General features: G+C 55.3%; 13 protein-coding genes and 1 pseudogene. 4 read left to right on the top strand and 10 right to left on the bottom strand.

Annotation, left to right across the window (positions count from 1 at the left end; genetic code table 11):
- Positions 1-5 precede the first annotated feature (5 nt).
- The 10 genes and pseudogenes from AC1RO5_RS02260 to AC1RO5_RS02215 all read right to left on the bottom strand — a co-directional run.
- A complete protein-coding gene (locus tag AC1RO5_RS02260; protein WP_493172356.1) occupies positions 6-1,466 on the bottom strand; it encodes a 2-hydroxymuconic semialdehyde dehydrogenase in 1,461 nt (486 codons plus the stop codon).
- A gap of 18 nt (positions 1,467-1,484) precedes the next feature.
- Positions 1,485-2,189 carry a class II aldolase/adducin family protein gene (locus AC1RO5_RS02255; protein ID WP_493172354.1) on the bottom strand — a complete coding sequence of 235 codons (705 nt, stop codon included), beginning with the start codon at positions 2,187-2,189 and terminating at the stop codon, positions 1,485-1,487.
- A complete protein-coding gene (locus tag AC1RO5_RS02250) occupies positions 2,186-3,049 on the bottom strand; it encodes a VOC family protein (protein WP_192408447.1) in 864 nt (287 codons plus the stop codon). The genes AC1RO5_RS02255 and AC1RO5_RS02250 overlap by 4 nt, the downstream gene beginning before the upstream one ends.
- Before the next feature lie 180 nt (positions 3,050-3,229).
- Entirely contained in the window at positions 3,230-4,465 is a 1,236-nt protein-coding gene (locus AC1RO5_RS02245; RefSeq protein ID WP_493172352.1) for an MFS transporter, read from the bottom strand.
- An 86-nt stretch (positions 4,466-4,551) separates the two neighbouring features.
- On the bottom strand, positions 4,552-5,499 hold the full coding sequence (locus AC1RO5_RS02240) for a SphA family protein (RefSeq protein WP_493172432.1): 948 nt from the start codon (positions 5,497-5,499) through the stop codon (positions 4,552-4,554).
- A gap of 184 nt (positions 5,500-5,683) precedes the next feature.
- The gene (locus AC1RO5_RS02235) at positions 5,684-6,637 is read right to left on the bottom strand and encodes a fumarylacetoacetate hydrolase family protein (protein WP_008157157.1); all 954 of its coding nucleotides are present in this window, start codon (positions 6,635-6,637) and stop codon (positions 5,684-5,686) included.
- 10 nt (positions 6,638-6,647) lie between these two features.
- On the bottom strand, positions 6,648-7,025 hold the full coding sequence (locus AC1RO5_RS02230; protein WP_493172350.1) for a YciI family protein: 378 nt from the start codon (positions 7,023-7,025) through the stop codon (positions 6,648-6,650).
- Positions 7,018-7,950: a VOC family protein gene (locus AC1RO5_RS02225; RefSeq protein ID WP_493172348.1), complete on the bottom strand. Its 933-nt coding sequence runs from the start codon at positions 7,948-7,950 to the stop codon at positions 7,018-7,020. Before AC1RO5_RS02225 ends, AC1RO5_RS02230 begins: the two co-directional genes overlap by 8 nt.
- Positions 7,951-7,964: 14 nt before the next feature.
- Positions 7,965-8,279: an NIPSNAP family protein gene (locus tag AC1RO5_RS02220; RefSeq protein ID WP_007938251.1), complete on the bottom strand. Its 315-nt coding sequence runs from the start codon at positions 8,277-8,279 to the stop codon at positions 7,965-7,967.
- A pseudogene (locus AC1RO5_RS02215) lies at positions 8,273-9,196 on the bottom strand (NAD(P)-dependent oxidoreductase); the annotation flags it as partial. The gene AC1RO5_RS02220 and the pseudogene AC1RO5_RS02215, both read right to left, overlap by 7 nt.
- A gap of 938 nt (positions 9,197-10,134) precedes the next feature.
- Between AC1RO5_RS02215 and AC1RO5_RS02210 the strand changes: the two are divergent.
- From AC1RO5_RS02210 to AC1RO5_RS02195, 4 genes are all read left to right on the top strand, one after another.
- The gene (locus AC1RO5_RS02210; RefSeq protein ID WP_493172346.1) at positions 10,135-11,547 is read left to right on the top strand and encodes a TolC family outer membrane protein; all 1,413 of its coding nucleotides are present in this window, start codon (positions 10,135-10,137) and stop codon (positions 11,545-11,547) included.
- Positions 11,548-11,686: 139 nt separating this feature from the next.
- A complete protein-coding gene (locus AC1RO5_RS02205; RefSeq protein WP_493172344.1) occupies positions 11,687-13,822 on the top strand; it encodes a type I secretion system permease/ATPase in 2,136 nt (711 codons plus the stop codon).
- Positions 13,823-13,845: 23 nt separating this feature from the next.
- A complete protein-coding gene (locus AC1RO5_RS02200; RefSeq protein WP_493172342.1) occupies positions 13,846-15,255 on the top strand; it encodes an HlyD family type I secretion periplasmic adaptor subunit in 1,410 nt (469 codons plus the stop codon).
- Positions 15,256-15,826: 571 nt separating this feature from the next.
- Positions 15,827-16,261: a hypothetical protein gene (locus tag AC1RO5_RS02195; protein ID WP_493172340.1), complete on the top strand. Its 435-nt coding sequence runs from the start codon at positions 15,827-15,829 to the stop codon at positions 16,259-16,261.
- Positions 16,262-16,265 lie beyond the last annotated feature (4 nt).

Below are 16,265 nucleotides of genomic sequence, written 5' to 3'. Positions count from 1 at the left end.
GCTCCTTACAGCCGCACACAGACGTTGCGCAGCTCGGTGTAGAACTCAAGCGAATGCACGCCCCCCTCACGGCCGATACCCGACTGCTTGGCGCCGCCGAAGGCGGTACGCAGGTCGCGCAGGAACCACGAGTTGATCCAGCAGACGCCCACGTCCAGCGCGCTGCCCAAACGATGGGCGACCTGCAGGTTGGAGGTCCACACGCTGGCGGCGAGTCCATAGGGGGTATCGTTAGCCAGGCGGACGACTTCTTCTTCGGTATCAAAAGGAGCGATGTGGCAAACCGGGCCGAAGATTTCCTCGCGCACCACGGCCGAGGTTTCCGCAAGGCCGGTCCAGATCGTCGGCTCGAACCAGGCCCCTTCGGCCAGGTGCTCCGGCACCTGTGCAATGCCACCGCCGTGGACCACCGTGGCGCCATCGGCGACAGCCTGACGGCAGTAAGAGAGAATTTTCTCGCGGTGGCCAAGCGAGATCACCGGCCCCATGGTGCTGTCGTGCTGATTGGGATCACCCACTTTGATGCCTTCGGCGTGGGCCTTGAATGCAGCGACGAAGCGCTCGAACAACGGACGTTGCACGTAGATGCGCTCGGTCCCCAGGCACACTTGACCGCTGTTCTCGAACACAGCGCGCCCCAATCCCTTGACCGCCTTTTCCAGGTCCGCATCGGCGAAAACGATGCCGGCGTTTTTGCCGCCCAGCTCCAGCGATACCGGGCGGATACCTTTCGCTGCGGCCTTCATGATGATCTCGCCCGTGCCGGTTTCACCGGTGAAGGTGACACCATTAACCTCTGGGTGAGCGGTGAGGAACGCGCCGGCCGAGTCGCCGCCGAAGCCATGCACCACGTTGTACACACCGGGTGGCACGCCGGCTTCGTTCATGACCTCGGCGAGCAGCGTGGCAGTGGCCGGTGTTTCTTCGGATGGTTTGACCACAACGGTATTGCCACAGGCCAGGGCCGGCCCGACCTTCCAGGTCATCAGCAACAGCGGCAGATTCCAGGGGCAAACAACGGCGATGACGCCACGCGGTGCTCGCACGCTGTAGTTCACGGCTTTGCCACCGTCAGGCGTATCCATCACGAAACTTTCGGTCGGCACATTCTTGATCAGGTCGGCGAACACCTTGAAGTTGGCCGCACCACGGGGAATGTCCAAATGTCCGGCGAGGGCGCGGGGTTTGCCGGTATCGGCCACTTCCGCAGCCACAAACTCTTCATGGCGACGTTCGATGCCATCGGCCACCTTGTGCAACAAGGCCGTTCTCTGGGCCACAGTCATGCTGCCCCACGGGCCTTTCAATGCCGCTTGCGCAGCTCGCACGGCGGCGTCGACTTCAGTCTTGCCGGCCTCGTGCACCAAGCCGATCAGGCTGTTATCGGCCGGGTTCCGGTTCTCGAAGGTACGGGCGCTACTCACCCATTCACCATTGATGAAATGGCGGAATTCTTTCGCAGGCATAAGGTATTCCTTCTTGTTTTAGAGTGTTGGAACGCTGGCTTCGGGATCGCCCGCCGTCAGGTATTCCCACATGCGTTCGTAGATTCGGCCGCTGGTGACAGCCCGTTGCGCGCAGCTTTGCGCGTCGAGTACCGGCCCTTGAGCGGCAAGACCTGCGCTGTGCAGTTGCAATTCAATCCGCGCGGCGTCTTCCAGGTACCAGGTCAGCGTCAACGCTTCGATCAGTGACGCGCCAACGACGATGGCGCCATTGCCACGCATGACCAGCGCATTGCCCTGCCCTAATTGATTGGCCAAGGCGCTGGCTTGGTCGTCGCTGCGCAGCAGCTGCGGGTCGTCCCACAGCGGGATTGGCTGCTGAAAATAGCTGCCCATGCCATGGCGCGGACTGGGAGTCAGCCTTGCGCAAGACAGCGTCATGACCTGGGCAGGCATGCTTCGAATCACTGCGTGGACATCCGGGCGGCGACGGTATATTTGCTGGTGGATGCGGACCTCACCCAGCACACCCTCGGGCAACTCACCTTTGATCGGGACCACAACGCCTGGCTCGCCCGGCCGGATCAAACCCATCGGTTGCGCTGCGCAAACCAAAAAATGCTCCTCATCCAGCCGCAGGCTGCAGTGTCCGTAGGCGTGCACCAGACCGGCGCGGGACAAGGCGCGCGCGGCCACGCGTACCTGCGATTGCTGTTCGCGGCTGGGTGTTGGCACGCGACTCACGATTTGAATTCCGGAATGTCAGGCTTCGCACCCCAGGCGCAGAATCCCGCGCCCTCCGCCGGAAACTGCCGAGGCTGATGGCTTGCATCATTCTCTGGAGAGATCAGGCTGACCCCTGTCGAGTATTCGTAGGTCATGCCGTCAGGTCCCTCGAAGTAGAGGAACATCGCGCCCGAGGTGGGGTGGCGGCCCGGACCAAAGAGGATGCGTATGCCCCGCTCAACCAGGAAGTAGTAGGCGCGCATCAAGTCATCGACGGATTCCACTTGGTGGTTGATGTGTTGCACACCGGGATGGGACGAAGGGAACAACGCGATCTTGTGATGGACCTCGTCGATGCGCAGTAGCGGCGCCTCGCCAATTCGGTCACTGACCCTGGCGTTTGCCAGCTGAGTCCAGAACAGTTCGTCACGCCGGGCATTCAGGGTGCGCAAGCCAATGTGGCTGAAACCGGTGATGCCGGCATCGCGACTCGGGAAATAGCGTCGCCCGCTGGCATGGGGACGCAAGACCAGTTCGATGTTGTTGCCGCTGGGATCCTTGAAGCGAATGAAGTCGTCGACATAGCGCACTTCAGCGTCTGCACGCGAGCCATGCTGTACGTCGAATTCATGACGCTCCAGCAACACCGCGGCGTCTTCCAGGTCTTGCGCTGTCCTGACCTCGAACGCCGTCGTGGTTTCCTGCGGATCGCCCTCGTAATAGCAGAGCGTGTGGTCGCGACTGTCCGATCGGAAGTACACCGCGCCGTTGGCTTCTCGGGCGACCTGCAGTCCGAGCACCTGCGTGGCGTAGCGACGCGCTTCGTCCAGATTCGCGGTACCCAACCGTATGTATCGAATGTCATGCAGGTTGATCATGAGGGATGTCCTCTTATTTATTGTTGTCTGGGTTTCATCTTCCCGTTGCCCAATAAATAAAAGAAGCAAATATTAGTTATTCGCGCTATCTGAAATTTTTATAGAGATATCTGCCTTTTTTGGAGCCAAAAAAAATGCCCCGCATCCGTAGATACGAGGCATTGGCACCCACGAATCAGGTCAACCGATTGCCTCCTTGGCAATGTCTGAAGCGGCAGCCTGAGTACTCACCTCGCTCACTGTGTTATTCCTTGGCATGGAAATCACGAACACTGCGGAGATGACGTAGAAGCCGGCGCAGACGATCAATCCCGCTGCCAGGCTATAAAAGCTGGCGATGCCACTGAGCAGCACGGGTGCAAAAGCCGCCAGCCCTCGGCCCACATTGAAACAGAAGCCCGCCCCAAGCGTTCGCACCCGGATGGGGTACATCTCGCTGAAGTAAGAACCGAACAACCCGGCGAACACCATGAAAAATGCGTACCCCGCCCCTATCCAGATCAGCGACTGGGTGTGGAGGGTATAGACATAGACCAGCGCCATCATGGATGTCAGCAACAACGATATGACAATCGTAAGCCGCTTGCCAATGCGGTCGGCGATGAAGCCGAATACGTTCAGGCCAAAGAAATTCCCGAGATGGAGTACCGCCATAAAGCTGGTCATCGACGCCACAGTCAAGCCACGGTCCTGTATCAGGTAGGTGGGCAGCCATGTGCTGACGCCCCAGGATCCGAGCAACGCAAAACTGGCTGCAAGAGACCCCAGCAGGGTGTAACGAAGTAGCTCAGGCGAAAAAATCTCCCTGACCGATATCCGCTGCGCAGCAGTGCCCTGTGTATCGCGCTGAGCCTTCCAGGCCGGCGATTCCGGAATCAGAAAATACACATAAATGATCGGCAGGATCACCGCGGCGCCGGACACGAAAAACATAAAACGCCATTCCGGCAGCATGAACTTCGCCGCCAGGGCAGCCGCGATGGCGCCAATCGGGAAGGCACTGATTACGAAGGAGATGGCTCTGGCGCGTTGCTTGGGCGGCCATGTTTCGACGATATAAGCCGAGAGGATCGTCCATACCCCGCCGAGCCCAAGACCTGAGAGAAACCTCAGGCCCGCCATTACGTAGAGATCATGAGCGAATGCAAAGACACAGGTCAGTGCGCCGAAGATCGCCAGCGATGCAATCAATGCCTTGCGCCGGCCGAAGTTGTCGGAGTACCAACCTGTGGCAACGCCGCTCACGCCAATACCCAGCAATGTAGCGCTAGCCAGCGCACCCACCTCATGGAGGCTGAGACCCAGGTCCTGGCGGATAACGGGCAAAGCGAGTGTTAGCAGGATGATCTCCATCGCATCAAAGAGGTAGGCGATAAATCCACCGATCAGTACGTGCCACTTGGATATTCCAGTCATGGTTTCACCTGGTTTTAATTATTGGACAGTGATGTTCGTACTAGGGCCGCCACGTGTTTTATGACTGCCCATGAAGGAGGCGATGTTCAGAATCGGTAAACGGCCTGCAGCCAGATTCGATCACCTTCGGCCCGGTTCTCGACCTTCGTCTCGTGCTGCCATTTCATGACAAACCCGATTGCCGGGGTCTGGTATTTGATCGCGGGGCCGATCGCGGCGACCTGGCCACGGTTGCCATCCAGGTAGGTCTGGCCATTTTTCTCATCATCGCTGACCTGCTTGTACAGGTAGCCGTTCACGCCCACTTGCCATTCGCGGGTGATGTTGTAGCCGATGTTGTAGTCAGCGTTGAACTCACGGCCGGAGCGATAGTTGGTTTCGGAGTTCTCGCCATTGATCATGTAGATGAGCTTGGCGCTGACCTCCAGATTCTCCAGCGGATAGGCGGTAAATGAATACCAGGGCCCGTAAGCCCATGTATTTCGACCCGGGTTGAAAAGGCGGTCCTTGTCATAGGACCCAATGGGCGCAAACACATCCAGACCGAGTAACTGGTGGTACCGTGGAGAGCTCCAACCCAATACAAATGGAACCACCGTCAGATCCCCGACACCTTCTTGATGGTCGCTGCGATGAACGCGACCACGAGGCGTATCGACATCGAAACTGATGTCACCCTTGATCAAGGGCAAGGCAAGGCGACTGGCCAGTTTGGCACCCAGTATCGAGAAGTCCTGATAGACGTAATCCACGCGTATCGACAATGCCTGGACGTTAAGGTCAAAGTTGTGAATACCCTGTTTTTTATCGCCCTCGCCGTCCAGTGTTTTGTTCGCACTGTAGTCGGACAAGTAGAAGAACTCGGTAAAGCCTGGCGGTGGCATCTTTCCCGCGCCGACCGTATTCACACCCAGTGGGTATGAACTGCCGCCGCCCTCTGTTGCCTGGGCAAGCGGAACACAAAGAAGACCGATGCAGAGGGTGCTGATCCAGACGTTTGACGTGCGCAAGGTAGGTGATTTTAGTGCGTTCATCTCATGTTCCATTTTTATTTTTGTATTACGGAGGAGAGTTTTTTTGGAACTTTCAGCATTGGCGTTACTTAAAAACGGCTGGCAAATTTCAGGTGCAGCGATGCACACCGTCATTTGTCAGGACGCTGCAAACAGTTGAGTTATTCAATGGCCGGGCACTGATTGCCCGGCCGTTAGCACGGTATTAGCGAATAGTGGTTTCCAGCTCGCCGAGCCCTTCGATGCAGACTTTCAATACATCGCCGCGGTCCAGGAATGTGTGGCTTTCCATGCCCACGCCTGCCGGTGTTCCCGTCAACAGCACATCACCGGGAAACAGGTCGATGGTCTGGCTCAGATAGGAAATCTGCTCTGCAACGCCGTACATATGGTTGCGGGTATTGGAATCCTGTACCCACGCGCCGTTCCTCGACAGCTTGATATTCAAGTTTTCGGGGTCTTTCACAAATTGTGCTGGCGTCAGGTACGGGCCGAGTGGGCAAGAACCGGTGAAGCATTTGTGTCCAATCCAGTCGAAGCGAAACGGCGAGCTCGGATCGACTTGCTCGCGGCGCAGTCGATCACGCGCGGACAGGTCATTGGCGCAGGTGTAACCCGCCACATAGTCGAGTGCATCTTCAATGGAGACGCGCGATGCTCTCTTGCCGATCACCACCGCCAACTCGGCTTCCCAATCGAGCATGCGGACACCTTCCGGAAAGTCCACCGCTTGCTTGTGTGCGACCAGACTGCCGCGGCCGGGTTTGATGAAATGCCAGGGAGCAATGCCCTCGCTGCGCGGATCCAGCGACAGTTTCATGTTGAACGCACGGGCCATGGCTTCGACATGGTCACGATAGTTTGCTCCCGCGCAATAGATCGTGCCTGGACGTTCCAGAAACGGAGCAAAGTGCAAAGTGGCAAGATCAAGCCGCTGCGACTCATAGAGCGCTGGCGCTTCAAACACCGCCACTGCAAGCTTTTGCAGCTGCGGATTGGACGTCTCCCAACTATCGAGCAATGTATCGATGGAAGCTGTCGGCAACTCAAGGCCTGCCGTGGCCACAAGCTGACCGAGATCATAGGCATATTCGCCAACCAGCAGGCCGGTAGCGTTTGACTGGACATCCGTCCGATAGGTGAAAAGCTGATACTTCATGGGGCCACCATCACAGGAGCGAAAAGCGTTGGTTGGAAAAGCTGACGTGAAGCGTGAGGCCGCCTTCCATGAGCAGCCACTTGCGTACCTCTACGTCATAAATACCCTGGGCAATAAAGGGATCTGACTGGACGATGCGCAGCGCTTCGGCCTGATCCGCCGCACGCAGAATGCTCATGCCGCCCAGTTCACCCGGAAAGGTCTGATCCGAGACAAAGGGGCCGGAAGCAAACAACTCGCCGCGTTGCTGCGCCAGAATCGCCCACTTCAAGTGGGCGTCCAGCAGCTCTGGTACGCGGGTCAGATCCCGTGGCGTACGCATGACCACGAACAGCGGCTTGTTCAACATCCCTGCCAGCAGTTCCTTGGTCGCAGAGCTGTCACTCATCACGCGCCGCCTCGAAGTTCTGAATGAACGTCTCAGGAGGTGGATTGGTTGCCCACACGGCGATCAGGTCTGGTGGTGCCCCGTCGATAGCCAGCCATTCGCTGTCATCTTCGGGAATGACATCGATGTCCCAGAAGTATTCGACCATGCTGTCCCAAGGGTCGCGGATGTAATGAAAGTAGTTGGAACCGGCCACATGTCGGCCCAGGCCAAAAGCGCTTTCGTAGCCCAGGCTCATCAGGTGTTGAGCGCCCAATTCGATCTCATCAATACCCATCACCTCAAAACTCAGATGGTGCAGGCCGCTATGGCTGCTCTTGGCCAGGCCCAGTACATGGTGATCACCGCCACAGCCACACCGCAGAAAGGCGATCTTGTCCCCCGCGCGATCAGAGACTTTCATGCCTAGCACCCGGGTATAGAAGTCAATCGAACGATCCACATCGGGGGTGAATTTGATCAAGTGACCCAAGCGCAACGGTGTCACTCGACGCAACTTCGAGGACGGTGTGCACCCGCGCTGACCGATGCGGCGGTAACGGCCCGGGGTGTTCAACTCTGGCGCCGGTAACGGAGCCATCGACATGGAGTCGGCCTCACTGACGTGTATCCAATCACCGGAGGGGTCACGAAACCACACCCCATCTTGCCCAATATCAAAAGGTGCCGGATGGATGACCACACCGTGATAGCTCAGGTTTTCGCGAATAGTCTGCAACCCCTCAGCATCGGTACCAAACGAGATGTAGCTGAGTTGCTTTGTAGTACCTGGCATCAGCCGCACTTGATCCTGGGCGCGCCCTTTGCAACGCAACACCAAATGCTCACCTGCCATGCGGGCTTCGAGCCCAACAGCTTCGTAGAAGGAACGACCTACTTCCAGGTCTGGAACGGTCACGCCTACGTGTTGTAGAGAACGAATCATTTTGGATGCTCCTCTTAACGGATAGGGGAAAAGGGCGCGGCGCTCAGCAGTTCCACCTGCTGGGCAACCACCAGATGGCCGTTCTTGCCGAGGAACGTGCGCCACCTTGGGTCGCTGGACAGCGCCGCGCGGCGTTGGGCACGGTCCTCATAGCTGGAGTATCCCCACAACTGAATGACCCGATTGATGTCCCCCGTTTCCGGCTTGAAATAACCGATCAGGTTGCCCAGTGCCTCGCCCTGAAGTGGCAGCCCCTCCTCCTCGTAAGCACGCAGGAATTCGTGCAGGGCGCCAGGCTTGAGTTGATAGGTACGTTGTTCAATCAGCATGTTGTTTTCTCTTTTTTGGAAGGTGCCTGGGAGTCGGCCTGGGAGTCGGCTTCGATCAACTTGATCACTGCCGAGATATCTTCTTCACCGATGCCTTCTTCGATAGCCCTTAGAAAGTAGGGCTTGGCGGCATTGAACAAAGGCGCGGCGCTACCGAGTTCCTCGGACAGCTCACTGGCCATGTCGATGTATTTTTCCAGCGTGGCGAAAGGTCCTGGCGCCGGCAGGAAGTGACGATCGGCCATCATCGGTGCTCTTGCACTGAACATCGTTGAGCCACCCGCGCTTTGGCGTATTACCTCAACCACCTGCTGTGCGCTGAACCCTGCTTTCACGCCCAGGTTTAGCGCCTCGGCTGCGGCCAGGGTGTGAATAGTCACCAGATAGTTGGCGATCAATTTCATCGCGACCGCACACCCAAACCCACCGATATGGAACTGGATGTCGGCGATCGCATCGAGCACAGGCTTGCAGTGCTCTACCAGGTCAGGGTCACCGCCCAGAAACAAGGAAGCCTTGCGTAGGGAAACCATGGATGGAGTACCACTAACCTCCGCTTCCAACACCCGCGCACCACATTGTTCGATACGCTGAGCCATTCGTTGCTTGAAGGCTTTGTGATAGGTGCCGATCTCGATGAGCGTGTGCTGCGGTCCTATGGACTGAAGCAGGCCATCAGGCCCCTCCATGATTCCCATGTGGGCCACTTCGCTGGGCAAGCAAGTGAGGATGAAGTTTGATTGCGCCGCTACGGCGGCTGGGCTTTCGAGCGCGATGCCCCCCTGACGGATGAAGGCTTCACGATCTCGACGTCGGTAACCGACAACGCGAAATCCGGCCGCAAGCAGGTTGGTTGCGATAGGAAGGCCAAGCTGGCCGATTCCCACCATACCGATGGTTATCACAGGCATTTTTCGCTTCTCTTGTTGTTGTTCTTTTACGCAAAGCTTGAAGCTCGGCTAGGCGCTAACCTAGGCGCAGCCGGGTTTGGGAGCAAACAGCCCAGGTTATGAATAAGTAGAAGCAAGCGTTATACGAAGGGGTTGGAACGGGCTCGATGCCTCAGCCAGGAGGCTGGAAAGCGACGATCACGATAAGCTTGCACCGAGGGTATCGACGAGCGTCATCCTCCAATCTCAGCCTCGTACGGTTTGAGGAGATTTGTACGCTTTTCAGTGGGGCTTACTGCAAAAAAACGATCTGCCAAGCACCAGATTGATGTACTGAAAAATGTATCCATTGGGCCTGGATTTGAATGTTTTCAGAGGATGTCGCGGAAAGAACCTATGAAAAACTTTTCTTTGGACGAAAAAAAATGGACCTCTTTTCAGAGATCCATTTTTTAATGCTTGGAGCGGGAAACGAGACTCGTATCTGGTGTCCTACTCATTGAAATCTAAGGGGTTTATTTTCTTTCCGGAGCAGGAAAAGACTTAATTCTGGACTCATTTTCGAGGAGTATCAAGGACCAGAAAGGCGTGATTCCGGGCTGTGCCATTTTCTTCTACTCATAGCCAGTCGGACGGAAAGCGTCCGGTCTGGACAGTTACTCACGGATTTCTTGGATAACTAAATGGGGTCGTGAAGCTGCTCCTGCTGTAGCGCCCCCATGAGTTCAATGAACCGTATCCGGGGATTGCAAACTGACCTAAGCCGCACACCGTCATCCAGTCACGGGCGTTGCCATCCAACGCCTGAGTGATCGCTCAGAGAACTGCTTTCGGCCAAGTCACTCATATGGATTGACGTAGGGATATGACCTGAAACGGTAACAATAAGACTCTTAATATTGGGAGCGGCGAAAATCTTTGCCGTGTACAGAATCGGTCAATACTCCCCTACCAAATGGACTTCCATGATTTACTCCGCCAGGATCTGCGGCATTTTGAGTTGCCTGCTGTGCAACTGCTTGTGGGCCGCTGTCAATCCACCTGACAAAACTGCAGATTTGCTAGGCATATATCAGCAAGCGGTTATCAATGATGCGACCTTATCTGCATCCAGACATGCAGTCGCTGCCCAGCGTGAAGCTGTTCCCCAGGCGCGCGCTGGCTTGCTCCCTACTCTCAGCGCGGGCGGTAATATTGAGTCCGTACGACTGGAGCGTGATGCCCCGACATTAACCCGCACTCGCAGTCAATCAGTCTTCCAGGCGAATTTGAATCAACCAATATTTCGCCTCGATCGCTGGTTTGCTCTCGAGGCGGCTCAGGCCAGTACCAATCAGGCGGAGCTGGAGCATTCGGCCAAAGAGCAAGAGCTGATTCTAAAAGCTGCCCAAGCCTATTTTGAGGTGTTGCGCACACGGGATTTACTGGCAGCGTCAAAGGCAGAGGAGTCGGCTCTTAAGCGACAACAGGAGCAAGCTCAGTCTCGTCTGGAAAATGGTGCCGCAAGTCTCACAGACGTGCTAGACGCCCAAGCTGCATTTGATAATGCCCAGGCTAATCGCAAGCTGGCTGAACGCAAGGTTGACGACGCCTTCGAGGCCCTATCGCGTCTAACACGACAAGACTATTCGACGATCGAGGGTATAGAGCATCAGCTCCCTATTGAGACGCCGCAGCCCAATGATGCCAATGCATGGGTAATCACTGCTGTACGGCAAAACCTTTCACTGCAGGCGAGCAGCTTTGCAGTCGCCGCCGCCGAACATGTTCAACGTCAACGTAAAGCAGGTTTCGCACCAACCTTAGATGCGGTGGTTTCATATCGCAGAGGTGACAACGACAGCTTCGGCTATAGCAATCCCACCGATTTCAATCGCTCCGATTATCAAGGTAATGTGGCGCAACGAAGTGTCGGGATTGAGTTGAATATCCCTCTGTACTCGGGCGGCTCAACGCGCTCGCAAGTGCGAGAAACGACTGAGCGCCTATCCCAAAGCGAAGATGAGAGAGAAGATCTGCGCCATGAGGTTGTGCAGAACGTGCGCAACCTGCACCGTGCAGTCAATTCGGATGTTGAACAAGTCATCGCCCGTCGGCAGACAATTCTGTCCACTCAGGCATCGGTAAAGGCCAGCCAGGTAGGTCGGGAGTTGGGAACACGCAATACAGCCGACGTACTCAACGCCCAACGTCAGCTCTATAACGCCGTCAGGGAATACAACAATGCGCGTTATGACTACATCATCGACACGTTAAAACTCAAACAGACGGCCGGCACACTAAGCCCCGCCGACCTGTCGAGCTTGGCCATGTATCTGACCAAAAGCTACAACGCTGATCGCGACTTCCTCCCGCCCGATGCCCGTAAGCCCTTTTAGCCAAAGGCTAGGCCAGCCCCGGCGGACGACCCATCGATAATTCACAGGCGTCATAAAGCCATCATATGTGTGGCGTACACATCTCTTAACGGATGGTTGAGACCCGAGTCATCACAGACTTTGCAGGCATGGACGCGATATGAATGAACAACAAGCAAACGTTGATGCGCCAGTAGATACAGGCCTTATCTGCCTGGTCATGCTTGCTCGGTTGCACAACGTTGCTGTCAGTGCTGAGCAACTGACTCATGAATTTTGCAGCGAGGGCGGCCTTTTTAGCTCACGAGAGATGCTGCTAGCCGCTCAACGAGTAGGTCTTAAAGCCAAGTCCGTACAAACGACTGCAAGCCGTCTGGAACATACCCCCCTTCCCGCGATTGCCACTGATCATAACGGTGATTTTTTCATTATTGCCAAGGTCGACCAAAGCAAAGCGGTTATCCATGACCCCCGTGTGGCACGAGCAGAGGTCATAGCGCTGGAAACGTTGCAGGGACGGTGGTCGGGTACTTTGATCCTGGTACGCTCCGATGCGAACCTACAGCGTGAAAACTCCCGCTTCGACTTTACCTGGTTCATTCCTGCCATCGTCAAATATCGCAAGCTATTAGGCGAAGTACTGCTGGTCTCCTTTGTACTGCAAGTGTTTGCATTGGTCACACCGCTGTTTTTTCAAGTGGTCATGGACAAAGTCCTGGTGCACCACGGGCTGACCACGTTGGACGTTGTCGCCATCGGTCTACTGGGGATCATGGTGTTTGAGTCCGCATTGAGTGGGCTGCGCACTTACCTATTCGCCCATACCGCCAGCCGTATCGACGTAGAACTAGGTTCGCGGTTGTTTCGTCATTTGTTGAACCTGCCCTTGGCGTATTTTCAGGCTCGACGTGTAGGGGATTCAGTAGCGCGTGTTCGCGAACTGGAAAACATCCGCAGCTTTCTTACCGGGAACGCCATCACCGTCGTTCTTGATGTGTTGTTCTCGGTAGTGTTCATCGTCGTGATGTTCTATTACAGCGCCTGGTTAACATTGATCGTCCTACTATCCCTGCCCCTGTATTTCCTGGTGTCTCTTATTGTGACCCCTCTGCTACGAGCTCGATTACAGGACAGTTTCAATCGTGGAGCCCAGAATCAGGCTTTTCTGGTGGAGACCGTGAATGGTATCGACACGCTAAAGTCCATGGCGGTTGAGCCTCAAGTGGCACGCAAATGGGAAGACCAGATTGCGGGATACGTTGCAGCGGGGTTCAAGACACAAAACCTATCGGCGATTGCCAATGAAAGCGTGTCTTTCATTGGCAAGCTAGTGACCGTCGCGACACTCTGGATGGGCGCGCGGTTGGTGATTGAGGGCCAATTGACGGTAGGTGCGCTAATTGCCTTCAACATGATGGCCGGTCGAGTATCCCAACCAATTATGCGTCTTGCTCAGCTATGGACCAGCTTCCAGCAAACGGGGGTGTCAGTGCAGCGTCTGGGGGACATCCTCAATACCCCCACAGAGCTGTCTCAAACGGCGCGCAGCGCATTACCCTCACTTCAGGGTCACATCGAATTTGATCAAGTGCATTTCCGTTACCGCCTCGATGGATCAGAGGTTTTGCGAGGCGTCAGTGTGCAGATCCAGGCTGGCCAAGTAATTGGTGTCGTAGGTCGTTCAGGTTCAGGAAAAAGCACTCTGACACGCCTGTTACAGAGGCTTTATGTCCCGGAGCGTGGACGCGTGCTAGTTGATGGCATGGATCTGGCGCTGGCCGACGTGTCGTCATTACGCCGACAGATCGGCGTAGTGCTTCAGGACAACATGCTGTTCAACCGCAGCATCCGTGAAAACATCGCATTGACTGACCCTGGCTGCCCACTAGAGAACGTCATGCATGCCGCCAAAATGGCCGGCGCGCACGAATTTATCCTCGAGTTACCGGAAGGCTACGACACTGGAGTTGGTGAACATGGTGCTTCGCTCTCCGGCGGCCAGCGGCAACGGATCGCTATTGCTCGGGCGTTGATCGGCAATCCCAGCATTCTGATTTTCGACGAAGCCACCAGTGCTCTGGATTATGAATCAGAGCGGGTCATTCAACAGAACATGCAAAGTATTTGTGCTGGTCGCACGGTGATCATCATTGCCCACCGGCTGTCAGCAGTACGCGACGCCCACCGTATTCTTGTAGTGGATCGCGGGCAGATCGTTGAGCAAGGTACCCATCTCGAGTTGCTGGCCCACCAAGCGGGGCATTATTCACGCTTACACCGCATGCAGCAGAGTTGAGTGCAGGCAAGGAGTCGGTAGAAATGGACTTGGCACTATTACAACGGTATCGACAAGTCTGGGGTGAATCCTGGCGACAACGCAAACGTATGGAACCCCCAAAGCGTTTGCCCCATGAGTTGCAGTTTTTGCCGGCGGCTTTGACGCTGCAAGAAAGCCCCTCCCACCCAGCACCCAGAATCTTAGTCTGGACCATCATTGTGTTTGCTGTTCTAGCACTGTCTTGGGCGTATTTTGGAAAGATCGAGGTGGTGGCCGTCGCCCCAGGAAAAATTGTTCCTAGTGGGAAAACCAAGCTCGTCCAGTCCAGTGAAACAGCCGTGGTCAAAGCGATTCATGTCAGCGACGGCCAGCTTGTCAGTGTTGGTGAGGTATTGATTGAACTGGACCCCACTTCGGCGGATGCAGAGGTTCGGCGCCTTCAAAGCGACTTGCTGGCCGCGCGCATTGATCAGGCTCGCAGTACCGCCATGTTAGAAGCCATTAACCATCCGCAGGAACCAAGGCTTCCGCATGAAAGCCTGCAAGACGCAAATGCTGATCAGCTCCTTGCCACTCAGCGATGGTTACAGGGGCAATATCAGGAGTACAGAAGTCAGCTCGAACTGGCAGACGCCGAGATTCTTCAACGCAGTGCAGATATCCAGGCGGCCCAGGTTCAGGTGTCGAATTTACGCACTACCCTGCCGATCGCCACTCGACTGGCTGAGGACTATGAACGCTTGCTCACCCAGCAGTACGTGGCGCGTCACGAATATCTGCAAAAAGAGCAGGCTCGTCTGGATGTATTACGACAACTCAGCGTGCAACAGGCAAGCGTGGCGCAGTCCACTGCGGCACAAAATGAAGCCCGGCGCCGCCGCGAAGGTGTGGTGGCCCAAACCCGGCGAGCCATGCTTGATTTGCAACAGGAGGCTAGCCAAAAAGAAGCAAGCCTGATTCAGCAGCTAGCGAAGGCGCATTACCAAGAGACCTTGACCCAGCTTAAAGCTTCAGTGGCGGGCACCGTACAACAACTGGCCATACATACGGTGGGCGGTGTCGTCACTCCCGCGCAAGCCCTGATGGTCATCGTTCCCATGGATCAGCCCGTGGAAGTAGAGGCGATGCTGGAGAACAAAGACGTTGGTTTTGTTCGCGCCGGCCAAGCAGTCACCGTAAAAGTAGAAACCTTTACGTTTACTCGCTACGGAACCGTCGAGGGTGAGGTACTCAGCGTCTCCAATGACGCTATCGAGGACGAAAAACGCGGACCTATCTACAGCAGCCGTATTCGCCTCAAAACCAACAGCCTCATCATCAACGGGCAAAGCGTAGCGTTGTCGCCCGGGATGTCTGTCACGGCCGAAGTAAAAACCGATCAGCGTCGAGTGCTCGATTACTTTTTGAGCCCGTTGCAGCAGCATATCGATGAGAGCTTGAGAGAGCGTTAAGGAGCCAGCATGAGCTTTTCTCCACGAACGGGTTCGGTCTTCGGCTTCGAAAACAGTCTTCTGTGTGCGCTCACAAAAATAGGTCTGTCTATGAGAGTTTCTTTTTTCCCTATGGCAAGTGTTTGGCTGACATATGGACTGACGCTAAGCGGTTGCAGCCTAATCGAGCCACATTCACGGACAAGCTGGGAGACAGATTCGCGGGTGTCGGCTCAGGAAGTTATTTCATGCGCACAAAAAACCGTTCAAGAACTATCCGTTAAAAACCCCAAATGGGACACAACCATTACTAGATCAGAGGCTCACAACGGAATACTAGAGACGGGCAATTATCCAGACACCAACGCCACTGGACTAAGAACTCGCGTCACTTTCCAATCCGAAACGCACCAACTTACGGTGGACATTAAAGCTAGCGGCCCCTACTACATTGATCTGGGAGCTAAGGAAGGAGCAACCAACTTCAGGCACAACATGGAAAACTGCCTTCCCAGACAAAGCCAAAATATTTACGCCAGAACATCTACTGCCGCCCCATACAGCCCCGCCTCTAGAATACGAGATTACAAAAATGGATGAAGCACACAAACCCTCTGCAGCGAGAGCCAGCACACATTATTTATTAATTGCATTTTTTATTCTTTCAGGGTTTTCCACTGGCGTTTTCTCTCGAGAAGTCGAGTGGAAGGGAAACGAGTCAATCGTGAGAACGATAGAAGACCCAAAAACGATTATTAAACGCACAAAGTCATTCAATGAAAGTTTGAAACGCAAAGGCTACGCGGGAGCTATAAAAAATTGCTCTGACATCTATGATTTCCCTGTTGGAGTTACAAATGGAAACCATAGCTTTGGCAGTATCTGCACTTATAAACACAATCAAACCGCAGAAAGAGTTTTCGTTTGCAACGATATAATGGTCGGACATTTTTCGATGCTAAATGAGTTCACTGATACGGATCAGTGGAAGGTTAAAGCCATTTACGAGAACTGCTACGGCGGATAGGCTT

Source organism: Pseudomonas sp. GW822-FHT02G04 (genome assembly GCF_058802085.1).
Note: the sequence above shows the minus strand (reverse complement) of the source record. Positions and strands in the feature narration are given on the sequence as shown.